The 22,148-nt window shown below is 64.3% G+C and carries 17 protein-coding genes and 1 riboswitch; of the genes, 5 read left to right on the forward strand and 12 right to left on the reverse strand.

Features of this window, described 5'->3' with window-relative positions; translation table 11 throughout:
- Positions 1–7: 7 nt before the first annotated feature.
- Complete coding sequence (locus tag AC1PPK_RS17685; RefSeq protein ID WP_481114324.1) at positions 8–1,072, reverse strand: phytanoyl-CoA dioxygenase family protein; 1,065 nt, start codon at positions 1,070–1,072, stop codon at positions 8–10.
- 105 nt (positions 1,073–1,177) lie between these two features.
- The gene (locus tag AC1PPK_RS17690) at positions 1,178–1,759 is read right to left on the reverse strand and encodes an antibiotic biosynthesis monooxygenase (RefSeq protein ID WP_481114325.1); all 582 of its coding nucleotides are present in this window, start codon (positions 1,757–1,759) and stop codon (positions 1,178–1,180) included.
- Positions 1,760–1,876: 117 nt separating this feature from the next.
- Between AC1PPK_RS17690 and AC1PPK_RS17695 the strand changes: the two genes are divergently transcribed.
- The gene (locus tag AC1PPK_RS17695; protein ID WP_481114326.1) at positions 1,877–2,791 is read left to right on the forward strand and encodes a LysR family transcriptional regulator; all 915 of its coding nucleotides are present in this window, start codon (positions 1,877–1,879) and stop codon (positions 2,789–2,791) included.
- Position 2,792: 1 nt separating this feature from the next.
- Here AC1PPK_RS17695 and AC1PPK_RS17700 read toward each other — a convergent pair whose 3' ends face one another.
- Positions 2,793–3,371 (reverse strand): NADPH-dependent FMN reductase, encoded by a 579-nt coding sequence (locus tag AC1PPK_RS17700; RefSeq protein WP_481114327.1) that lies wholly within the window; start codon positions 3,369–3,371, stop codon positions 2,793–2,795.
- Positions 3,372–3,795: 424 nt separating this feature from the next.
- Here AC1PPK_RS17700 and acuR point away from each other — a divergent pair, with 424 nt between their 5' ends.
- Together acuR and acuI are read left to right on the forward strand one after the other, a co-directional pair.
- Positions 3,796–4,443 (forward strand): acrylate utilization transcriptional regulator AcuR, encoded by a 648-nt coding sequence (acuR, locus tag AC1PPK_RS17705; RefSeq protein ID WP_481114328.1) that lies wholly within the window; start codon positions 3,796–3,798, stop codon positions 4,441–4,443.
- Between the two features lie 51 nt (positions 4,444–4,494).
- Positions 4,495–5,478 (forward strand): acrylyl-CoA reductase (NADPH), encoded by a 984-nt coding sequence (gene acuI, locus AC1PPK_RS17710; RefSeq protein WP_481114329.1) that lies wholly within the window; start codon positions 4,495–4,497, stop codon positions 5,476–5,478.
- A gap of 78 nt (positions 5,479–5,556) precedes the next feature.
- Here the strand turns inward: acuI and AC1PPK_RS17715 are convergent, their stop codons facing one another.
- The 9 genes from AC1PPK_RS17715 to AC1PPK_RS17755 form a co-directional block, all read right to left on the reverse strand.
- On the reverse strand, positions 5,557–7,353 hold the full coding sequence (locus tag AC1PPK_RS17715; protein WP_481114330.1) for an acyl-CoA dehydrogenase: 1,797 nt from the start codon (positions 7,351–7,353) through the stop codon (positions 5,557–5,559).
- 165 nt (positions 7,354–7,518) lie between these two features.
- Entirely contained in the window at positions 7,519–8,466 is a 948-nt protein-coding gene (locus tag AC1PPK_RS17720) for an NAD(P)H-dependent flavin oxidoreductase (RefSeq protein ID WP_481114331.1), read from the reverse strand.
- On the reverse strand, positions 8,467–10,131 hold the full coding sequence (locus AC1PPK_RS17725; RefSeq protein ID WP_481114332.1) for a long-chain-fatty-acid--CoA ligase: 1,665 nt from the start codon (positions 10,129–10,131) through the stop codon (positions 8,467–8,469).
- A gap of 22 nt (positions 10,132–10,153) precedes the next feature.
- Positions 10,154–10,729 carry a chalcone isomerase family protein gene (locus tag AC1PPK_RS17730; RefSeq protein WP_481114333.1) on the reverse strand — a complete coding sequence of 192 codons (576 nt, stop codon included), beginning with the start codon at positions 10,727–10,729 and terminating at the stop codon, positions 10,154–10,156.
- Positions 10,726–11,238: a DUF4442 domain-containing protein gene (locus AC1PPK_RS17735; protein WP_481114334.1), complete on the reverse strand. Its 513-nt coding sequence runs from the start codon at positions 11,236–11,238 to the stop codon at positions 10,726–10,728. Before AC1PPK_RS17735 ends, AC1PPK_RS17730 begins: the two co-directional genes overlap by 4 nt.
- A 79-nt stretch (positions 11,239–11,317) precedes the next feature.
- Positions 11,318–12,517, reverse strand: a complete 1,200-nt coding sequence (locus tag AC1PPK_RS17740) for an acetyl-CoA C-acyltransferase (RefSeq protein ID WP_481114335.1) — start codon at positions 12,515–12,517, stop codon at positions 11,318–11,320.
- 21 nt (positions 12,518–12,538) lie between these two features.
- The gene (locus AC1PPK_RS17745; RefSeq protein WP_481114336.1) at positions 12,539–14,938 is read right to left on the reverse strand and encodes a 3-hydroxyacyl-CoA dehydrogenase/enoyl-CoA hydratase family protein; all 2,400 of its coding nucleotides are present in this window, start codon (positions 14,936–14,938) and stop codon (positions 12,539–12,541) included.
- A 61-nt stretch (positions 14,939–14,999) separates the two neighbouring features.
- A complete protein-coding gene (locus tag AC1PPK_RS17750) occupies positions 15,000–16,295 on the reverse strand; it encodes an OmpP1/FadL family transporter (protein WP_481114337.1) in 1,296 nt (431 codons plus the stop codon).
- 300 nt (positions 16,296–16,595) lie between these two features.
- Positions 16,596–17,324, reverse strand: coding sequence for a TetR/AcrR family transcriptional regulator (locus AC1PPK_RS17755; protein WP_481114338.1), 729 nt, complete (start codon positions 17,322–17,324; stop codon positions 16,596–16,598).
- A 223-nt stretch (positions 17,325–17,547) separates the two neighbouring features.
- Positions 17,548–17,747: riboswitch (cobalamin riboswitch) on the forward strand.
- 134 nt (positions 17,748–17,881) lie between these two features.
- Here AC1PPK_RS17755 and AC1PPK_RS17760 point away from each other — a divergent pair.
- Complete coding sequence (locus tag AC1PPK_RS17760; protein ID WP_481114339.1) at positions 17,882–20,668, forward strand: ribonucleoside-diphosphate reductase subunit alpha; 2,787 nt, start codon at positions 17,882–17,884, stop codon at positions 20,666–20,668.
- A complete protein-coding gene (locus tag AC1PPK_RS17765) occupies positions 20,665–21,735 on the forward strand; it encodes a ribonucleotide-diphosphate reductase subunit beta (RefSeq protein WP_481114340.1) in 1,071 nt (356 codons plus the stop codon). The genes AC1PPK_RS17760 and AC1PPK_RS17765 overlap by 4 nt, the downstream gene beginning before the upstream one ends.
- Positions 21,736–22,148 lie beyond the last annotated feature (413 nt).

Raw genomic sequence — 22,148 nt, forward strand, 5'->3', positions numbered from 1 at the left:
TTTTGACTCAGGGCTCCGGTCGTAGCGGCCGTTTTTCGCCCTTTCCATGCAATGCATAATGAAGCCACGCATCCATGCCGGCCGCTGCCACGTCTGGATTGGCGGCCAGGTACAACTCGGGGTCGAATGCCAGATGTCCCCTCTTCGACTCCTCGATGAAGTTCTCGGGAAGCTCTCGACCAACATAGCGGCTGGCCATGACTTCACCCCGGGAAATATCGGTGGGACGCCGGAAATATACATGCCCGTAAAAGGGATCCGACCATAGGGGCGTGTAATACGCGCAGTCTTCAAACAGGTAATGGGTAACCTGAGACCAGCGGGTCAGATCCTTGTTCAACTGAATGCTGCCACCATGCATAAGGTTGGCACACCAGATCAGGGCCTGTCCCTTCTTGCAGACAAAAGTCTCGGGCCTGGCGTGATTGGCCTCGATGAGCGCCCGCCACATCTCCTCGTAGATACCCTGTCCAGGTCTTTGCGGCATCTCGCTGACGCATTGGCCGATATGCTCGTTGGTGTAGATCGGCCATTTATGGCTGCCAGGGTAATACTCGAGAGGACCGTTCTCCGTCGTAATATCCTCCAGCGCGACCCACACGCCGCACATGAAACGCTCTGGGTTGCTACTGAAATGGACCGCATCGGTATGAACATGCTGCTGACTGCCAACCGGAAAATTCAGCGTCTGGAAAGGCCATGCCCGCCGTCCGTACAAGAGGCTCAGCAAATCCATCACCTTTGCATTGGATGCCAGGCGGCGGACGTTCTGGTTGGTCTTCCATGCATCCATGATGCGCAAACTCACGCCATCCCGATGCCCATGGGAGTGCCACATTTCCCAGTCGAACTGATCGTGCAGGTCCGCCTTGATCGACTCCGCGATTCCATCGAACTCCGGCTCGGGGAAATCGATGACAGCGTAGCCCTTCATGAAGAGATCGACAGCGATCTGCCGGGTCGGTGCATCCAACTCCAGTTGCTCGATGATTCTGGCGAAAAAAGGTGATTCTATGTGCGGGACACCGGGCAACAGCCTGGTGTAGTCAATTGACTTGGCGCTGGCGTTCATTCTCGGCTCGGCGTCTTTTCTGGTGGCTTGCTTGCGATAGTAGCAAAGTTCGCCAAACCAGCCCGCGCCCTCAAGATCGATCCGGTGTACTTGAAGCAACCGGGTCTAATCTGGACGCGGGCTCAGGAAACCCCGCATCACCCGTGTCAGGCGCGGCATCACGACCCAGGTCATGGTCACGACGATAAGCCCGGTGAGCAAGGCAACCTTGGGCAGGAAGGGCAGATACGGGCGCACCAGCGGCTCGATCAGCCACAGAACCAGGGATACCGTCGGGAAGATGCCCATCCACGTCACCAGCGCCATACGGGCCCGCGGCGGATGCATCGTGGCGGGCACGACGGCCGGCGTGAACCAGGCCTCCAGCCCCGAAAGGCGACGGTACTCCGGATCGGTGTCGGCCAGCTTGGCCATCCGGGCCAGCAGATCCGAGCGTGCCATGCTGGCGTCCCAGTTGGCGAGCGCCTCTTCCGACGAGAAGCGGACGATGACCTGATGCTCGCCGTCCGGCGCATCGGCCGGGATCAGTTCCGCACCCAGAAAGCCCTGGCAGGCCTGCATCTGCTGGAACATCTCGCCGACAAGAGCTTCATACGCGGCCTCATTTCCCGCGCGGATGTGGCGGCGGGCGATGCGGATAACGGGGTTCGCAGTACCTGGCTGGGTCTTGGTGGCGCTGTTTTCCATGATCTTCCTCACAATGTTTGATGGCTTTGCGCTGCTTGATTGGAGTATGGCGATCATCGATATATAGTTGAAATCGATTGTTGATATTCGACCAATCCAGCAGTCGGATACCCCATCATGGATCTACGCCAGATCGATCTGAACCTACTCGTCTCCCTCGATGCGCTTCTGGCTGAATGCAACGTAACCCGCGCCGCGCGGCGCCTGCATATCAGCCAGCCAGCGCTGTCAGCCCAATTGGCCCGCCTGCGTCATATCTTCGACGACCCGCTTTTGCTGCCTGCCGAGGCCGGCCGCGGCATGACGCCGACGGCCCGAGCCTTGGCCCTGGGGCCAGTCCTTCATTCCGTGCTGAAGGATCTGGAGTCGGTCGTGCAATATCGGCCGAGCTTCGACCCGCTCACGGACGAACGCACGTTCCAGATCGCAGCCAACGATACCGCGATGGTCGTGCTGGGGTTGCCGCTGATCGAGAAGCTCGCGTCCTGCGCCGGGTCCGGCGTACGCGTCGCCTTCCGTAACCCCGACGCCAGCCTGATCGCGGCGCAGATGGAAGGCGGTGACGTCGACCTGCTCATTGCGTCTGAGCGCCTCTTGCCCGTATCGATGAAAGTCAGGCCGCTACTTCACGGCTCCTTCGTGATGGCCCAGCGCAAGGGCCATCCACGCGGCACGGCGCCCCTCGATATGGACGCCTACTGCTGCTTGCAGCATGTTCTGGTGACAGAGTTCGGTGGGCACTTCAGCGGCTACATCGACGAGACGCTGGCAGAAAGCGGACGCCACCGCCGGGTGGTGGTATCCGTCGAGAAATTCATGCTGGTGCCGGAAATCCTGCGCAACTCGGATTACGCATGCACACTGCCATCGATGCTGAAAAGCCGCTTCGCCAGCGTACTCGACATGTTCGACCTGCCCTTCGACGACCGGGGCTTCGGCCTTCGACTGGCCTGGCACCCCCGCAACCACGCCGACCCGGCAGTGGCCTGGTTGCGCGACACAATCACGCGTTTGCTGGATGAGACCGGCTAGTTCAGCTTTCGCGCGGCAGCACCGTCAACACCCGCACGATGAAGGCATGGAACTCCTTCATGTAGTTGCTCAGGAATTGCTCCGTCGACGGGTCCGTCACCTGCCCATCTTCGGTGATGAGGCCCGGTTTGAACTGGAGATAGGCTTCGACAGTATTCATCAGAGGTGCGTTGCAGAAGCACAGCACGCCGCGCAGGCTCTGCTGCGCCACCGCGGTGCCAATGGCGCCGGGTGAAGTACCGATGACCGCTGCGGGCTTGCGGGCGAAGGAGTTGTTGCCCCACGGACGGCTTGCCCAGTCGATTGCGTTCTTGAGACCGCCGGGAATGGAGCGGTTGAATTCTGGCGTGACAAAGAGAATCGCGTCGGAATCGGTGATTGCTTTCTTGAAGCCGCAGGCGACCGGCGGAAAATCCGCGTCGTAGTCCTGGCTGTAAAGCGGTAGGTCGCGGATCGGGATTTCAGTCAGCTCCAGTTCCGGCGGAGCCAGCCGCACCAGCGCCTTGGCCAGCATTCGATTGATCGAAGTGCTCGACAGACTGCCGACGAAATAGCCGACCTTGTACGTGCCGGTGCTCATGGGGATCTCCTTGCAGCGTAGAACAGGTTCATGTTCTGCCTGCAGCCGATGAGGCTAGGCGCGGGCGGGAGCGTCGGCAACGTTATTACATCCTGTCCGACATAGATCACCATAGGCGCCACACGCCGCGTTGGCAACGCTCAGTCCGGCAGGAGAAGAGTGCAAAAAAAACCCAGGCTCATTGAGGCCTGGGCTTAATTCCACACCAAAGGAGGAGGGGTGGAGGAGACGTGTTGAGAATACTGCGACTACGTTTTCAGGTGTTTTGATTGTTCTTATGCATCTATAAAATTTTATTCTTTCATGATTTTTTCATGGGATGAAAACCCATACTCGAAAACGGGGCGCCCCTGAGGTGGGTCGTATTCCACTTCTTCACAAGCGGGGGGTTGATTTTTTGAGACGATCAGTCTAATTTAACCCCATGGACCTTCAGCCCCCCGCCTCCACCGCCACTCCGCGCCGCCGAGGCCGTCCACCAAAGAGCGCCAACGGCTTCAGTGAAACCCGCGAGGCACTGCTGCGCGCTGGCGTAGAGGTGCTCACCGAAAGGGGCTTTTCCGCCACCGGCATTGACCAGATCCTCTCCCGTGTGGGCGTGCCGAAGGGATCCTTCTACCATTTCTTCAACAGCAAGGAAGCCTTCGGCGCCGCGCTGATCGAGCGTTACGCCGGCTACTTCGCCCGCAAGCTCGACCGCTTCCTGCTCGACGAAAGCCAGCCGCCACTGCTACGCCTGCGCAATTTCGTCGCCGATGCCGCCGACGGCATGGCGCGCTTCGAATTCCGCCGTGGCTGCCTGGTCGGCAATCTGGGCCAGGAAACCGCCAGCCTGCCGGACGCCCTGCGCCTGCAGCTCTCGGCAGCTTTTGCCGACTGGGAAAACCGTGTGGCCACATGCCTGGAAGTGGCGCGGGCAGGTGGCGCGATCGCCGCCGACGCCGATTGCCAACGCCTGGCGAACTGCTTCTGGATCGGCTGGGAGGGCGCAGTGCTACGCGCCAAGCTGGAAGCATCAAGCAGGCCGCTGGAAGTCTTCGCCGATTTTTTCTTCGCTGGGCTGCCCCGGTGAGTTTTTTTGTCTATTACTAGACGATCAGTCTAATTTAAACGGAGGGTGAGCATGTTCAAGGGAATCCTGATCGAAAAGGACGAGGCCGGTTACCGCACCACGCTGCGCGACATCGACGAAGCCGGTCTGCCTGACGGCGACGTGACCGTGCGGGTCCAATATTCCACGCTCAACTACAAGGACGCGCTGGCGATCACAGGCAAGAGCCCTGTGGTGCGGCGCTTTCCGATGGTGCCGGGCATCGACCTGGTTGGCACCGTCGAGGAGAGCCTCCATCCGGGTTACCGTGCCGGTGACCTCGTAGTGCTCAACGGTTGGGGCGTGGGTGAAGTGCATTGGGGCGGTCTCGCCGAGAAGGCTCGCCTCAACGGCGACTGGCTGGTTCCGCTGCCGGCCAGCTTCACGCCGAGCCAGGCAATGGCCATCGGGACCGCGGGTTATACCGCGATGCTGTGTGTGATGGCCCTGGAGCGCAACGGTGTGACACCGGACCAGGGCGACATCCTGGTCACCGGCGCCGGTGGCGGCGTCGGCAGCGTCGCGGTCGCGCTGCTGTCCAAACTGGGCTACCGGGTCATCGCCACCACCGGCCGCATGGAGGAAGAGCCTTACCTGCGCCAGCTCGGCGCCGCCGAAGTCCTGTCCCGCGACGAGTTCAGCGCGCCCGGCAAGCCCCTCGCCAAGGAACGCTGGGCCGGTGCGGTGGATGTGGTCGGCTCCCATGTGCTTGCCAATGTCTGCGCCAGCATGAAGTACGGCGGCACCGTCGCCGCCTGTGGCCTGGCCGGCGGCATGGATCTGCCAGCCAGCGTCGCGCCTTTCATCCTGCGCGGCGTGACCCTGGCCGGCGTCGACAGCGTGATGTGCCCCCGGCCGCGCCGCCTCGAGGCCTGGCAGCGCCTCGGCCGCGATCTGGACATCGACAAGCTGGGCCTGATCGCCCATGAGATCGGCCTGAGCGAAGCCATCGAACTGGCTCCGGCGATCCTCGCCGGCAAGTTGCGCGGTCGTGTCATCGTCGATATCAGGCGCTGATTCAGCTTGGCGCAGCACATCCCGATCCGAGTAAACAGGTTGCCTGCCGTGGTGAGGCAGCCTGTCCAATCGATCGGGCTACGCGAACAGCTCATCCCCTACTTCTGCAATCGCCGCGTCACCGCTCATCACGGTCTCGGCAAAAGCCGCGGCCTGGGGCAGCAACTGGTCCGCGTAGAAGCGGGCCGTGGCGAGCTTGTTGCGGTAGAAAACCGGATCGCCGTTACCGCTGGCCAAATGGCCGGCGGCGGCCAGCGCGGCCTTGCCCATCATCCAGCCGCCGCAGACCGTGACAGCCAGGTGCAGGTAGGGCACGGCGGCGGTCAGTACACCGCCAAGGCCGTGTTTGGCGTTGCCGGCCAGCCACTCGGTGGCAATCGTCCATGCCTTCAACGCATTGCCGAGCTTGTGGCCGATGGCCTGCAGTTCCTGCTGCCCGGAGGCGCCTAGCGCCTTGGCAGTGGTGTGGATTTCGCCGAACACCGCTTTGACGGTAGCCCCCTGGTCTCGCATCAGTTTGCGGAACAGCAGGTCGTTGGCCTGGATGCCGGTAGTGCCTTCGTAGATCGTCGTGATGCGCGAGTCGCGCCAGTGTTGGGCGGCGCCGGTCTCCTCGATGAAACCCATGCCACCGTGGATCTGCACGCCGAGCGAAGTCACCTCGATCCCCATTTCGGTGCCGCCGCCCTTGACGATGGGGATCATCAGCTCGGCCAGGTAAAGACTCCGCTTGCGCTGCTCGGCATCCGGGTGCTTGTGGGCCAGGTCGAGCAGGCCGGCGGTGTAATAGGTCAGCGCGCGGCAGGCTTCGACGCGGGCCCTCATCAGCATCAACATGCGGCGGACGTCCGGGTGCTTGTCGATGCTCACCAAGGCTTCACCGGTCAGCGCATCGCGGCCCTGCTTGCGGTCACGGGCGTAGGCCAGCGCTTGCTGGTAGGCACGCTCGCCGAGGGCGATGCCCTGCAGGCCGACACCGAGGCGAGCCTGGTTCATCATGATGAACATGTACTCGAGGCCCCGGTTGGCTTCGCCGAGCAGGTAGCCGACCGCGCCGTCCTTGTCGCCGAAGGCCATCACGCAGGTCGGGCTGGCATGGATGCCAAGCTTGTGCTCGATCGACACGCAATGGGCGTCGTTGCGTGGGCCCAGCGCCCCGTCGGCATTCACCAGGAACTTGGGCACCAGGAACATCGAGATGCCCTTCACGCCGGCCGGGGCGTCCGGCAGGCGGGCGAGAACGAGATGCACGATGTTCTCGGTCATGTCGTGGTCGCCGTAGGTGATGAAGATCTTCTGTCCGAAGACCCGGTAACTACCGTCGGCCTGCGGCTCGGCGCGGGAGCGGATCAGGGCCAGATCGGAGCCGGCCTGGGGCTCAGTCAAGTTCATCGTGCCGGTCCATTCGCCGGACACCATCTTTTCCAGGTAGGTCGCTTTCAGTTCATCGCTGGCGCAGGTCAGCAGGGCTTCGACAGCGCCAGTGGTCAGCAGCGGGCCGAGGGAAAAGGCCATGTTCGCCGAGCAGATCATCTCCTTGACGGCGATACCGAGCAGGTCGGGCAGGCCCTGGCCGCCGAACTCGGCAGGCAACGTAATGCCGTTCCAGCCGGCGTCGCGATACTGCTGGTAGGCCGCTTTCCAGCCTACCGGCGTAGTCACGCCGTTGGCGCCGAGGGTGCAGCCCTGCCTGTCACCGATGGGGTTGAGCGGTGCCAGCACCTCGCCGGCAAACTTTGCAGCTTCGTCGAGAATGGCGTCGGCCAGGTCCGGCGTCGCCTCCTCACAACCGGGCAAATTGGTGATCTCGTTGAAAGCGGTCAGTTCGTCCATGACGAAACGCATGTCCTTGATCGGGGCGCGGTAATCACTCATTTCGTTCTCCTTGGTCAATCGTTCGTTTTAGTTTGAAGGCGTAATCGGTTCAGCCCTGTGCCGCCATACGGCGGCCAGGAACAAGACATGAAATGCGTGGGGCTTGCTCAATCCCGACCGCCACGCCGACCCGCTCCGGACCGGCTCAGCAAATCGGGCGACGGGTCAGAAGGACTTGCCCAACAGGTCAGCCCTGGCAGTCAGGTACTCGTGCTTCATCCGGGCGATGACATCCGCTGCCGGCAGCACGTCGTCGATGGTGCCGACGCCCTGCCCTGCGCCCCAGATGTCGCGCCAGGCCTTGGCGTCGTTGTCCTTGCCGAAGCTCATGGCGCTCTTGTCGCGGACCGGCAGATCTTCCGGGTTGAGTCCAGCGGCGAGGATGCTCTTCTTGAGATAGTTGCCGTGCACACCGGTGAAGTACGGCGTGTAGACCACATCCTGGGCCGTGGACTCGAGCAGTGCCTGTTTGTAGGCGTCGGCGGCGTTGGCCTCCTCCGTCGCGATGAAGCGCGAGCCGATGTAGGCGAAGTCGGCCCCCAAGGCCTGCGCGGCGAGGATGCTGGCACCATTGGTGATGGCGCCGGACAGCGCGATCGGGCCGTCGTAGAACTTGCGGATCTCGCCGACCAGCGCGAAGGGACTCAGGATGCCGGCGTGACCGCCCGCACCGGCGCAGACCAGGATCAAGCCGTCCACACCGGCCTCCAGCGCCTTTTCCGCGTGGCGCACGCTGATCACGTCATGAAAGACCAGGCCGCCGTAGGCATGCACCTGCGGCACGATAAGGGTCGGTGCCGACAGGCTGGTGATGATCAGTGGCACCTCGTGCTTCACGCACAGGGCCATGTCGTGCTCCAGCCGCGTGTTCGACGGATGGATGATCTGGTTCACCGCGAAGGGCGCGGCCGCCGGGCTCTCCTCCAGCGTGGCGCGGATGCGCGTCAGCCAGTCGTCGAGCAGTTCCTGCGGGCGCGCGTTCAGCGCCGGAAAGGAACCGATGACGCCGCTGAGGCACTGGGCGATGACCAGATCGGGGTTGGATACGATGAACATCGGCGCGCAGATCACCGGCAGCGCGAGATTCTTGTTCAACGAAGCGGGAATCGACATTCAGGCAGCCTCCTTCAATGCGCGACGCAGGATCTTGCCGACGTTGGTGCGCGGCAGGTCATCGCGAAACTCCACATGTTTGGGTACTTTGTAGCCGGTCAGCACGGTGCGGCAGTGCTCGATCAGCGCTTTTTCGGTCAATGCCGGGTCCTTGCGGACAACGAATATCTTCACCGCCTCGCCGGAATGCTCATCGGCGACACCGATTGCCGCCACGTCACCAACGCCAGGATGCATCGCCACCGCCTCTTCGACCTCGTTGGGGTACACGTTGAAGCCCGACACCAAGATCATGTCCTTCTTGCGGTCCACCAGGAAGACGAAGCCCTGCTTGTCCACATAGCCCATGTCTCCGGTGCGCAGGAAACCATCCGGATGAAAGGCGTTGGCGGTTTCTTCCGGGCGCTGCCAGTAGCCTTTCATCACCTGCGGGCCGCGAATGCAGATCTCCCCGATCTGGGTAATGGGCACCTCGCTCCCCGCTTCATCGCGGATCGAGATCTCGGTGGACGAGATCGGCAGGCCGATCGCCCCATTGAAGGCGTCCATGTCGAGGGGGTTGATGGTCGCCGCCGGCGAGGTCTCGGTCAGCCCGTAGGCCTGCAGTAGCGGCGTGCCGGTGGTCTGACGCCAGCGCTCGGCCACCGGCGCCTGCACCGCCATGCCGCCGCCGAGGGTGACGCGCATCGTGGAGAAGTCGAGCTTCACGAAGTCGGGGTTGTTGAGCAGCGCGTTGAACAGCGTATTGACGCCGGTGAACACCGTCACCGGGTACTTCGACCACTCCTTCACGAAGCCCGGAATGTCTCGGGGGTTGGCGATCAGCAGGTTCGTTGCGCCGATCATCAGGAAAGTCAGGCAGTTCGCCGTCAGCGCAAAGACATGGTACAGCGGCAAGGCGGTGACGATGATCTCCTGCCCTTCGCGCACCGCCGGGCGGATCCAGTTGTAGGCCTGAGTGACGTTCGATGCGATGTTGGCGTGGGTCAGCATCGCCCCCTTCGAGATGCCCGTCGTGCCGCCGGTGTATTGCAGGAAGGCCAGATCCTGCTGGCCGAGCGGCACCGGCTTGAAGCGCTGGCGCTGCCCCACAGCGAGGGCAGTGCTGAAGTCGATCGCCGTCGGGATGGACCAGGCCGGCACCATCTTCTTGACGCGGCGGACGACCAGATTGACCAGTGCTCCCTTCAACGTGCCCAGCATCTCGCCCATCGGCGTCACGATGACGTGGCGCAGCGCAGTCGTTCGGGGCAGTACCTGCTCCAGCGTGTGGGCGAAATTCTCAACGATGACGATGGCCGCCGCACCGGAGTCCTTGAGCTGATGCTCCAGTTCCCGCGGGGTGTACAGCGGATTGCAATTGACCACCACGCAGCCGGCCCGCAGGGTGCCGAACAGGGCCACCGGGTATTGCAGCAGGTTCGGCATCATCAGCGCGACGCGGTCGCCCTTCTGCAGTCCCCGCGACTGCAGCCAGCCGGCGAAGGCGCGGGAAGCCTCGTCGAGCTGGCGGTAAGTCATCTCCTTGCCCATGCTGATGTAGGCGACTTTGTCCGCGTAGGTCTTGCACGCCTGCCCCAGCAAGGCCACCAGCGACGGAATGTGTTCGATATCGATGTCCGCCGGGATACCCGCCGGATAGCTTTGCAGCCAGATTCTGTCCATGTCTGTCTCCTCGGCTGGCCGGTCAGTTGCCGAGCAGCGCTTTCTTGAGCCCGGCATCCGCCGGCTTGTCGCCGAGCCAGACCTTCAGCAAGGCCTTGGCGAACGCGCCGCCGGCAACCTTGCCACGGGATTCGCCGTTGACGCTCAAGGCCACGCCATCGCCACTGAAATCGAGGGCCACGCTGTCGCCCTCGTGCACCTTGCCGAGGCTGCGCATCAGGCTGCCGAACTGTTCGGACTGAGGCTTCACGGCCTCCAGCTCGGCGGGCGTATTGTTGTGGGCCAACCCTTCCTCCAGCGCCGAATGCAGCGTATCGGCGCTGATGTCGCGCAGCAGGCGCAGGCTCATGCGGCGCGGCGTGGTGGCGTCGATCAGTGCAGCGGCCGTGCCGCTCTTCTGCGGCACATACAGCGCACCGACATAGAGCTTGATGAACAGCTTGCTGCGCAGGCCAGCACCGTTCAGCACCAGCTCGCTGTTGCCGACGCGGGCCCGCTCGTCGATCTTGACGCCGGCCACTTCCGCAGCGTGCAGCCCGGGCGAGGCCAACAAGGCCGCCAGCAAGGCCGCCCCGGCGAAACGATGAAATTGACTCATTGCTCTCCTCCAGCGGATTTCTTCCGGTAGAAATTTTTCTCGGCGATATAGACGGTGCGCTCGACCACCGTATGCACGACGCCGTGGGCGTCCTTCAACTCGACCTGGAAAGTCCTCTCCAGCTCCGGCTGCTGTGCCAGCGCGGCTCGGATGTCGGCCAGATCTTCCGGGCTCAGCACGAAGTCGGCGTACAGCGTCGTGTAGCCCGGCTTGCGGTAACGGATGCTCGCCGCCTTGTCCCACACAATGTAGCCCTCGCCCAGCGCCACCATCAGCATCATCGGGTGCGCCCCATCGGTGATGGCGAACAGCGAGCCTCCGTACAGCGAACCGACGATGTTGCGGGTCTTCCACGACAGAGGCAGCGCGATGCGGATATGGCGCAGGTCCCGCGCCACATGTACGACCCGTCCGCCCGTGCCGCGGAAGGCCGGGTGCAGATTGAAGCCCAGGCGCACCATACGGGCACGCCACGCGGGCGGAAGTTTGGCGAGCCAGCTGGGCTTCATGCTCTGTTCTTCTTGTGGTCGATCGTCAATGTGGATGGAACGGAGGAAAGCCCTGCCAAGTGTGGTGGAGCGTATCCCCTCAGACGCGCTCGAAGATGCCGGCGGCGCCCATACCGGTGCCGATGCACATTGTCACCATGCCGTAGCGGCCACCTGTACGCCGCAGGCCGTGCACCACCGTGGCGGTACGGATCGCACCGGTGGCCCCGAGGGGATGGCCGAGGGCGATGGCGCCGCCGAGCGGGTTGACCTTGGCCGGATCGAGGCCAAGCTCCTGCATCACCGCCAGCGACTGGGCGGCGAAAGCTTCGTTCAGCTCGATCCAGTCCAGCTCGTCCTGGCGGATACCGGCCTGGGCCAGCGCCTTCGGAATCGCCGCCACCGGACCGATGCCCATGATGTCCGGCGCCACGCCGGCAACGGCATAGCCGGCGAAGCGGGCCAGTGGCGTCAGATTGTGTTCCCGCAGGATCTTCTCCGACACCAGCATCACTGCCCCGGCGCCATCCGACATCTGCGACGAATTGCCAGCGGTAACCGAGCCACACACGTTGAACACCGGCTTCAATTTGCCAAGCCTCTCCAGCGAGGCATCCTGGCGCGGCCCTTCGTCCACCTCGACGGTACGCTGGCGGGCGCGGATCTGGCCGCTGCTCAGATCGGGAACGTGTTCTGTGAAGCTGTAAGGCCTCGTCTCGGCGTTGAAATGGCCGGCCAGGATCGCCGCGCAGGCTTTCTGATTGGAGGCCAGTGCGAACTGGTCCTGTGCCTCGCGGCCGACCTTCCATTGCTGGGCGACCTTCTCGGCGGTGAGGCCCATACCGTAGGCGATGCCCAGGTTCTCCTCATGGGCGAAGATCGCCGGGTTCATCGACATCTTGTTGCCCATCATCTGCGGCATCACGCTCATCGACTCGGTGCCGGCGGCAATCATCACGTCGGCGAGGCCGAGGCGGATCTGGTTGGCCGCGTCGGCCACCGCCTGCACGCCGGACGAGCAGAAGCGGTTGATCGTCAGCCCCGGCACACTGGTCGGCAGCCCGGCCAGCAGCAGGCCGATGCGGGCGACGTTCATGCCCTGCTCCGCCTCCGGCATCGCGCAGCCGACGATGACATCGCCGATCAGTGCCGGATCGACGCCCGGCACCTGGGCCACGACGGATTTGAGGACCGCGGCCAGCATGTCGTCCGGACGGACATTGCGGAACGCGCCGTTGCGCTTGGCCACCGGCAGACGGGTTGCGGCGACGATGTAGGCGTCTTGAATCTGTTTGCTCATGGTTTTGTCTCCTTGGCCCGATCAGTTGCGCAGCGGCTTGCCGGTTTCCAGCATGTGCTGGATACGGGCCTGCGTGAGGGGATCCTTCAGCAGCTCGACGAACAGGCGACGCTCGACGGTGAGCAGCCATTCCTCGTCCACTAGGCTGCCGGTTTCCACCTCGCCGCCGCACAAGGCGGTGGCGGCGGCCTTGGCGACCTTATAGTCGTGGGCGGAGATCATGCCGCCCTCCTTCATGTTCACCAGCATCATCTCGAAGGTGGCGATGCCGTTCTTGCCGGCGACCGGGATGCCGCGCGCTAGCGGCGGTGGCGCATGGCCGGCATCGGCCAGCGCGCGGGCCTCGCGGATGGCCACCCACAGCAGTTCGTGGGGGTTGAACAGGATCGTGTCCGACGGCCGGGCGAAGCCGTAATCGATGGCTTCCTGCGCGCTCTTCGCTACCTTCGCCATCGCGATAGTCTGGAACACCGGCTGCAGAAAGTTAAATACCTCCGTCGGCGTCACCGACTGGGCGGCCAGGTCGGCGGCGCGCAGCGCGAACTCCTTGCAGCCGCCGCCTGCCGGGATCAGGCCGACGCCAGCCTCCACCAGACCCACATAGCTTTCCAGCGCCAGCACGCGCTTGCCCGCATGCATCACGAACTCGCAGCCACCGCCGAGCGCCATGCCCTGCACCGCGGCAACGACTGGGACCTGGGCGTATTTCAACGCCTGCGAGGCGCGCTGGAATTTCTCGACGGTCGCTTCGAGCACGTCGAAGCGACCGGCGCCGATGGCTTCCGCCACCTGCTGCAGGTTGGCACCAACGGCAAACGGCGCCTCGTGCCAGACGACAAGACCGTCGAGGGTGCGTTCCGCCTGGCGCACCGCAGCGATAATGCCATCCAGCACCTCGTTGCCGATGGTGTGCATCTTCGGCTTGATCGACACGATGCCGATGCCGGCATCGACCGCCGGTAGGCGCCACAGGCGCACGCCGTCGTTCTCGTACAGGGTCTCGCCGGACTGCTCCGGCGACGCCGCGCTTTCGCCGAGCACGCGCTCGGGGAAGAGCTGACGCCGATAGACCGGCAGGTCGGAACGTGGCACGTAGGCATTCCGGCGGGCCGACCAGGAACCCTCCGGCGTATGCACGCCACTGCGGCCGGCTTCCAGCGCCCAGGCCGGCAGTGGCGCGTTGCTCATAGCCTTGCCGGCGGCGATTTCGGCTGCCACGGCCTCGGCGGTGGCCGCCCAGCCAGCAGCCTGCCAGGTTTCGAACGGCCCTTGCGCCCAGCCGAAGCCCCAGCGCATGGCCAGGTCGAGGTCGCGAGCATTGTCGGCGACGTTTTCAAGCTGCACGGCGGCGTAATGGAAGATGTCGCGGAAGATCGCCCACAGGAATTGTGCATGCGGATGCGGCGACGCCCGCAGCACGGCGAATTTCTCGGCGGGGTTCCGGAGCTTGAGGATCACGGCGACCTCCTCGGCGATCTCACCGGACGACAGCCGATAGCCCTGCTCGGCCAAGTCAAGCACCTGGATCTCCTTGCCCTGCTTGCGGAAAATGCCGCAGCGGGTCTTCTGTCCCAGCGCGCCCTGCTCGATCAGCCGCGTCAGCCAGGGCGGCGTCGTGAAGTGCGCATGCCAGGGATCGTCGGGCAACGTGTCCTGCATCGTCTTGATGACGTGGGCCAGCGTGTCCAGACCGACCACGTCGGCGGTCCGGTAGGTGGCACTCTTCGGCCGGCCGATCTTGGGGCCGGTCAGCGCATCCACCTCGTCGAAGCCGAGGCCGAAAGCCTGGGTGTGGTGCATCACCGCCAGGATGGAGAAGACGCCGATGCGGTTGGCGATGAAGTTCGGTGTGTCCAGCGCGCGGATCACACCTTTGCCGAGGCGGGACGTGAGCCAGGTTTCCAGCGCATCAAGCAGCGCGGCATCGGTGTGCTGCGTGGCGATGAGCTCCACCAGATGCATGTAGCGCGGCGGGTTGAAGAAGTGCACGCCGCAGAAGCGGGAACGCAGCGCTTCCGGCAGGCCTTGTTCCAGCACATTCATCGACAAGCCGGAGGTGTTCGACGCAATCACCGCGTCCAAGGCCAGGAAGGGACTGATCTTCGCGTAGAGGTCGTGTTTCCAGTCCATGCGCTCGGCGATGGCCTCGATGACCAGGTCGCAGTCGGCGAGCAGCGGTAGGTGCTCCTCGTAGTTGGCGGCGTCGATGTAGCGCAGCGTGTCCTTGCTCGCCAGCGGCGCCGGGTCGAGCTTCTTGAGGCCGTCGAGGGCTTTCCTTACGACCGCGCTTTTGTCGCCGTCCTTGGAAGGGAGGTCGAACAGCACGACGGGCACATCGGCATTGGCGAGGTAGGCGGCGATCTGCGCACCCATCACGCCGGCGCCGAGAACCGCCGCCTTTCTTACGATCAACTTGTTCAAGGGCTGTCTCCTTTGGTGATCAGAATTATGCATTAAGGGTAATATAAATCGTCATCGTGGATCAGAAGCCGTAGTTCAGCTGGATGGAAAGCAGATCGACACTGTTTTCAAATTTGCCGCGCACGGTCTGCAGCGTCACCGTCTCGGCGGTGTTCGTGACCGCCCGCGCCGTGTGGGTGTCCTTGAGAAACAGGTGGGCGTAGCCGAAGTCGAGGCTGGTCTTGGGCGCAACAGTCCACTTGGCACCGAAGGCCAACCAGATGCGGTCTGCGTCGGGTACGGTCATCGTGCGGCTTGCGTCGTCCGGAATTGGATTCTTGTCGTACGCGGTGCCGGCACGCAGCTTCCAGTCCTGGTTGTACTGCCAGGTGGCGCCGACGCCAACTCGCCAAGTGTCCTTGAAGTTATAGCGGAGCGGTGCCGTGGCCGATGCGCCGCTGGCAGCCACCTTGGGCGCAAGGGCCTGCAGACTGCTCCAGCCGGTCCAGGTGTAATCGCCCAGCAGGGTCCAGCGCTCGTCAAGTTTGTGGTGCAGCGCGACGGACAAGGTGTCCGGCGTTTCGATGGAGGCGGTGATCGACCGATCGATCAGGCCGGTGACGGTCTGCGTGCCGTCGAGGTCGACCTTGACCTTGGAGCGGTAGCTCACGCCCAGCCGGGTTGCCGGATCGAACTGGTACATCAGGCCGGCGTTGTAGCCCCAGGCCCGACCGTCCCCTTTCAGCCGCCCGACCGGTGCACCGACATAGGGTGTCGCCTGCGTGAATTCGATCTTGCTGTCGACGTAATCGACGCCGAAGCCGAGGGACAGTTGCTCATTGACCCGGTAGGCGACGGAGGGATTGACGTTGATGTGGCGAATGCGGGTCTTCTGACCGGAGAAACGTCCGGCGAAGGTGCTGTCGTATTCCGTCTCGTCGGCGAAGGTCGGCCCTATCCCGAGGCCCAGCCGCCAGTCGGGCGACAAGGCATAGGCGTAGTAGATCGCCGGCACCAGGTGCGCACCGCCGCCGTTGCCGCCCGAATCGCCGACTGCATGGAAGGCGCCGGTGGGGGCACCGGTCAGTGGATTGATGACCGGCATCGGCGTGGTTCCCTCATTCGTGAAACGCGTGCTGCGGTTGATCACCGTCGTCACCGCGCTGAAGTTGTGGGTGCCCGACAGCAGCGTCATTCCGGCCGGATTGAAATAGATCGTGCTGGCATCCTCCGCAACTGCGGCTTGGCCGGCATAGGCCGTCCCAAGGCCCGAGCCGTTCTGCTCCATGAGCTGGAAGCCGGCGGCCGTTGCTGCACCGGAAAATGCCAGCCCTGTCAGGAGGCAGGGGATCAGGCGGGGCTGCACCATGTTTCGCATCGAGTCGTCTCCTTCTGTACTTTTGTAATAAGCAAGAACATCGAAACCAAATTGCGCAAACGTTCGTTTTAATTTCATGGCAAAAAAACAGCCTTGCGACCTCAAGGCTTTTCCAGCCAACTGTAGTTCAAACGTTCGTTTAATAATAAGGATGCTACTTCGAGCCGGCAAGTCTTTTTTGTGTGCCTGCACAGACAAGGGTGTCAGGGAAAGGATGGTGGGCCGCCCTTCTCAAAGGCGTTCGCCCGCTCCGCTGCAGGTCCCAGCTGCACAAAACATCACGCCGGGACCCAGGCTCAGTCAATCCGCAACGCCCCCAAACTGCGGCAACGGCGCCCGCAGGCCACCGAGCAGGAAGGACATCAGGCGCGGCAGCAGCCTGTCGAAGCGGTCCATCTCAGCCTCGTCCTCGATCTGCCAGTCCGTCACGACGCGCAACGCGTCGATGCCGGCGATCGCGAACGAGGTGGCGCCGAGCATGAAGTGGAAGCGCCAGACGATCTCGGCCTTGGGCACATCCGGCAGCGCCTTGAACAGCGCTTCCTTGTAGCGCTCGACGACGGTCCGGTATTCGCGGGCGAGAAAGGTATGGATGAACTCGGTGGGCTCGGTGAGGGTTCGCCCGAGCAGGCGCAGGAAAGTCATGCCGCCGCGGGCCTCGTTGTCGGCCAGGCGCAGCAGCGTCCCGAAAAAACCATCCACGATCTGCGACGGCTTCAACGGCTTGCCCGCCGATTCCCGCTCCAGCGCGTCGAGGATGCGCATGCGCTCATCGTTGAGCCAGTCGAGCCGCCGGCGGAAGACCTCCTGCATCAGGGACTCCTTGGAGCCGAAGTGGTAATTCACCGCTGCCAGGTTGACGCCTGCCCCGCTGGTGATCTGGCGCATCGACGTCCCTTCGTAGCCGTTCGCCATGAAGAGGCGCTCGGCCGCATCGAGAATTCGTTCGCGGGTGTCCGCATTGGGGGTTTCGACAGCTTTCGGTGCAGCCACTTCTGATACTCCGTCCTCGTACAGTCGTTTGAACATAAAGTGATCCTTACGTGGATGCAAGCACCGGAGTCAGCGCCACGAACAGCAAGCAGGTGTCCCCCCGCACATCCATCGGCCGTAACGCCTGCATCCCCATGGAGGATCAGGTGCGCTCACCCAGCGATACCCCCAGAACCAAGACCTACTATTGGTTGATCCATAAATCACCTCAATCACTAAATAGCCGATCAACGCATTGACATCCCCACCAGCCGCCGCCTACACTCCGCCCCGTCATTGGTTCCCCGCAAGGGGATGAAAAGGGAAGCCGGTGCGAGACCACGGTCTCAATGCCGGCACTGCCCCCGCAACTGTAATCGGCGAGTTTCGTGCCCCCACAGCCACTGGATGCGCTCCGGGAAGGCCGGCACGACACGCGGACCCGAGAGTCAGGAGACCTGCCATGGCCCAATCCTTTTTGCGCTTTTGGGGCGGGGTGTCCCTGAAACGAGGAGTCTTGCCGCCGTTGCGTAGTGGGCCGCCCTGCCGGATTCCCGCCATCGTGCAAAGGCAGCGCCCTCGGCTCTCCGCCCCCCGGACACGGAGAACCCGCTTTGCAGACCGCCATCCTGAAATCCCCGCCGAGCCACGCCGGCAGCCATGAATCCGCCGTCGCCGCGCTGCAGGTCATCCGCCGCAACGGGGCCGTCGTCGCCTTCAACGCCGACAAGATCGCCGTGGCCATGACCAAGGCCTTCCTCGCCGTGGAAGGCAACGCCAGCGCCGCCTCGTCCCGCGTCCGCGAGATCGTCGGCCGCCTCACCGACACCGTGCTGCGCGCCCTCACCCGCCGCCTGCCGGACGGCGGCACGGTGTCCATCGAGGACATCCAGGATCAGGTCGAACTGGCCCTGATGCGCTCCGGCGAGCACGACGTGGCCCGCGCCTATGTGCTGTACCGGGAGCGCCGGTCGGCGGAACGGGCCTCCGTGCCGGTCGACGCCGCCACCGCGACTGTCCTCCACGTGCTGGACGGCGAGCGCCGCATCCCCCTCGACACCGCCCGCCTGCTGGCCAACTGCCGGGCAGCCTGCGCCGGCCTGGGCGATGGCGTCAGCCCCCAGACCATCCTCGATCACGCCCTCCGCAACCTCTACGACGGGGTGCCCCTCGCCGACGTGGACCAGGCCCTGATCCTCTCCGCCCGCGGGCTGATCGAGCGCGAACCCGGCTACAACCAGGCCACCGCGCGCCTGCTGCTGGTCAGCCTGGCGCGGGAGGTGCTGGGCCACGGCGTGCAACTGGATGCGTTGGCCGGGCTGTACGCCGAGCAGCTGCCGGAATTCGTCGGCCGCGGGATCGCCGCCGGGCTGCTCGACCCGCGCCTGGCCGACTTCGACCTGGCCCGCCTCACCGCCGCCCTGCGCCCAGAACGCGACCTGCAGTTCGGCTACCTGGGCCTGCAGACCCTCTACGACCGCTATTTCCTGCACGAGGACGGCCGCCGCATCGAGCTGCCGCAAATCTTCTTCATGCGCGTCGCGATGGGCCTCGCCCTCAATGAGATCGACCGGGAGGCCCGTGCCATCGAGTTCTACGGGCTGATCTCGAGCTTCGACTTCATGTGCTCGACGCCGACCCTGTTCAACAGCGGCACGCGCCACTCCCAGCTGTCCTCCTGCTACCTCACCACGGTCTCGGACGATCTGGAGGGCATCTACCAGGCCGTCAAGGAGAACGCGCTGCTGCAGAAATACGCCGGCGGCCTCGGCAACGACTGGACTCCTGTGCGCGCCCTCGGCAGCCGCATCAAAGGCACCAACGGCCACAGCCAGGGCGTCATTCCCTTCCTCAAGGTGGTCAACGACACCGCCGTCGCCGTAAACCAGGGCGGCAAGCGCAAGGGCGCGGTGTGCGCCTACCTGGAGACCTGGCACCTGGACATCGAGGAGTTCCTCGACCTGCGCAAGAACACCGGCGACGAGCGGCGGCGCACCCACGACATGAACACCGCCAACTGGGTCCCCGACCTGTTCATGCAGCGCGTCATGGACAACGCCGAGTGGACCCTGTTCTCCCCGTCTGACGTGCCCGACCTGCACGAGCGCTACGGCAAGGACTTCGAAGCCGCCTACGTCGCCTACGAGGCCCGTGCCGACGCCGGCGAGCTGCGCCTCTTCAAGCGCCTGCCGGCCGTCCAGCTGTGGCGCAAGATGCTCACCATGCTGTTCGAGACCGGCCACCCGTGGATCACCTTCAAGGACGCCTGCAACCTGCGCTCGCCGCAACAACACGTGGGCGTCGTACACAGCTCCAACCTGTGCACCGAGATCACCCTCAACACGTCCGACAGCGAAACCGCGGTGTGCAACCTCGGCTCCGTCAATCTGCCCGCCCACCTGAAGAACGGCCAGCTCGACACCGACAAGCTGGCCCGCACCATCGGCACCGCGCTGCGCATGCTCGACAACGTGGTGGACATCAACTTCTACGCCACCCCCAAGGCCCGCCGCGCCAACCTGCAGCACCGGCCGGTGGGGCTCGGCATCATGGGCTTTGCCGACTGTCTGTACGCCCTCGGCCTGCCTTACGCCTCCGCCGAAGCGGTGGAGTTCGCCGACCGCAGCATGGAGGCCGTGTGCTACCAGGCCTACTGGGCCTCCACCGAACTGGCCCGCGAACGGGGCCGCTACGCCAGCTTCGACGGCAGCCTGTGGGACAAGGGCATCCTGCCGCTGGACAGCCTCGACCTGCTCGCCGAAGCCCGTGCCGGCCACCTGGAAGTGAACCGGGACAGCCGCCTGGACTGGACCGCCCTGCGCGAGCGCATCGCCCGCCACGGCATGCGCAACTCCAACTGCGTCGCCATCGCCCCGACCGCCACCATCTCCAACATCGTCGGCGTGTCGGCCAGCATCGAGCCGACCTACCAGAACCTCTACGTCAAATCCAACCTGTCCGGCGAATTCACCGTCGTCAACGAAGCGCTGGTGCGCGACCTCAAGGCCCTCGACCTGTGGGACGAAGTGATGGTCGCCGACCTCAAGTACTTCGACGGCTCGCTGGCCCGTATAGACCGGGTGCCGGACGAACTCAAGGCCCGCTACGCCACCGCCTTCGAGATCGACCCCACGTGGCTGATCGAAGCGGCGGCCCGCCGCCAGAAGTGGATCGACCAGGCCCAGTCTCTCAACCTTTACCTCGCCACCCCGTCGGGCCGCAAGCTGGACGAGACCTACAAGCTCGCCTGGCTGCGCGGCCTCAAGACCACCTATTACCTGCGCACGCTGGGCGCCAGCCAGATGGAAAAAGCCGGCGAACGGGAGCACACCGCGCCCGCCAGCGAAGACACCCCGCGCTTCTGCGCCATCGACAACCCGGAATGCGAGTCCTGCCAATGAACGCCCCCTTCAACGACTGGGACGCCCCCATGCGCCCGGCTGGCGCGCCGCAGTCCGCCGCGCTGGCACCGGTGAATGCCGCCGACAAGCGCATCGTCGGCGGCCACACCGACATCAACCAGCTCGCGCCCTTCAAGTATCCGTGGGCCTGGGAGTTCTTCCTCAAGGCCAACCGCAACCACTGGACGCCGCTGGAAATCTCCATGGCCCAGGACGTGCACGACTACCACCACAAGCTCACGTCCGCCGAGCGCCACGTCTTCGAGAACGTACTGGCCTACCTCACCACCTCCGACATCCTCGCCATGCGCAACATCGGCCTGGCGGTGATGGAGAAGATGAGCGCCCCCGAGCTGCAGATCTACCAGGCCCGCCAGGTGTACGAGGAAGCCCTGCACACCTGGACCTACCAGCACTGCATCGAATCCATCGGCCTCGACCAGCAGGAGATCTACAACCGCTACCGGGTCGTGCCGGCCATCCACGGCAAGATCGCCCTCGCCAACCGGCGCCTGGAACGGGTGATGCGCCCGGACTTCGACCTCGCCGAGCGGGACAACCTGCACGAGTTCGCACTGTCCTACTTCTTCTTCGCGGCGATCTTCGAAGGCTGCTGGTTCTACAACGGCTTCTCGCCGATCTTCGCACTGCAGCGCCGCGGCCTCATGAAGGGCGCCGCCGAACAGCTCCAGTACATCATGCGCGACGAGGTGCTGCACTGCGCCTTCGGCATCCGCGTGGTGCGCGAACTGCTCAAGGAAGAACAGCTCACCCTCGACCCGGCAGCCCTGCGCACCCTGTGGGACGAAGCCGAAGCCGCCGAGCGCGCCTACGCCGACTACATCCTGCGGGAGCCCATCCTTGGCTACAACGCGGACCTGCACACCGCCCAGTTCCGCTTCATGGCCAACCGCCGCGCCCGCCAGGTCGGCCTCGCCGAACCCTTCCCCGGCGCCGAAAGCGTGCTGCCGTGGCTCGATGAGCAAGCCAACCTGCGCAAGGAGAAGAACTTCTTCGAGACCCGCGTCACGGAGTATCAGACGGGCGGTGCGCTAGCCTGGGATTGAACCCCGGCCCCTGGCCGGGCCACTCCGCCCACTCCATCCGCCCGGCCAGACCGCTTCCGGAACCGTCCCGACTATCCGGACGCTCCTCACGAGGAGCCCGGCGGATGTCCCGACCCTCCGAAAGCCCCTCGCTAGGAGCCCGGCGAATGTCCCGCCCTGTCCGCGAATCTCTCGCGAGTCCCTCCGGGACAGACCGCCCCTATCCCGCCGATACTCCCACCCTATCCGGGAGCTGCTCGCGAGGCCCACCGGGACAGGGACCGCCTGTCCGGGCGCTCCTCGCGAGTACCCCGGAGACAGACCCACCCTATCCTCCGCACCCGATCGAGGACTTCCGATACAGGACGGACGCCCTCGGCGGGGGGCGCGAGTACCGCCGGGGTACTCGCGACTATCCCGGAGGGGGTCGCGAC

It is taken from the genome of Zoogloea sp. JDB1 (assembly GCF_056724025.1).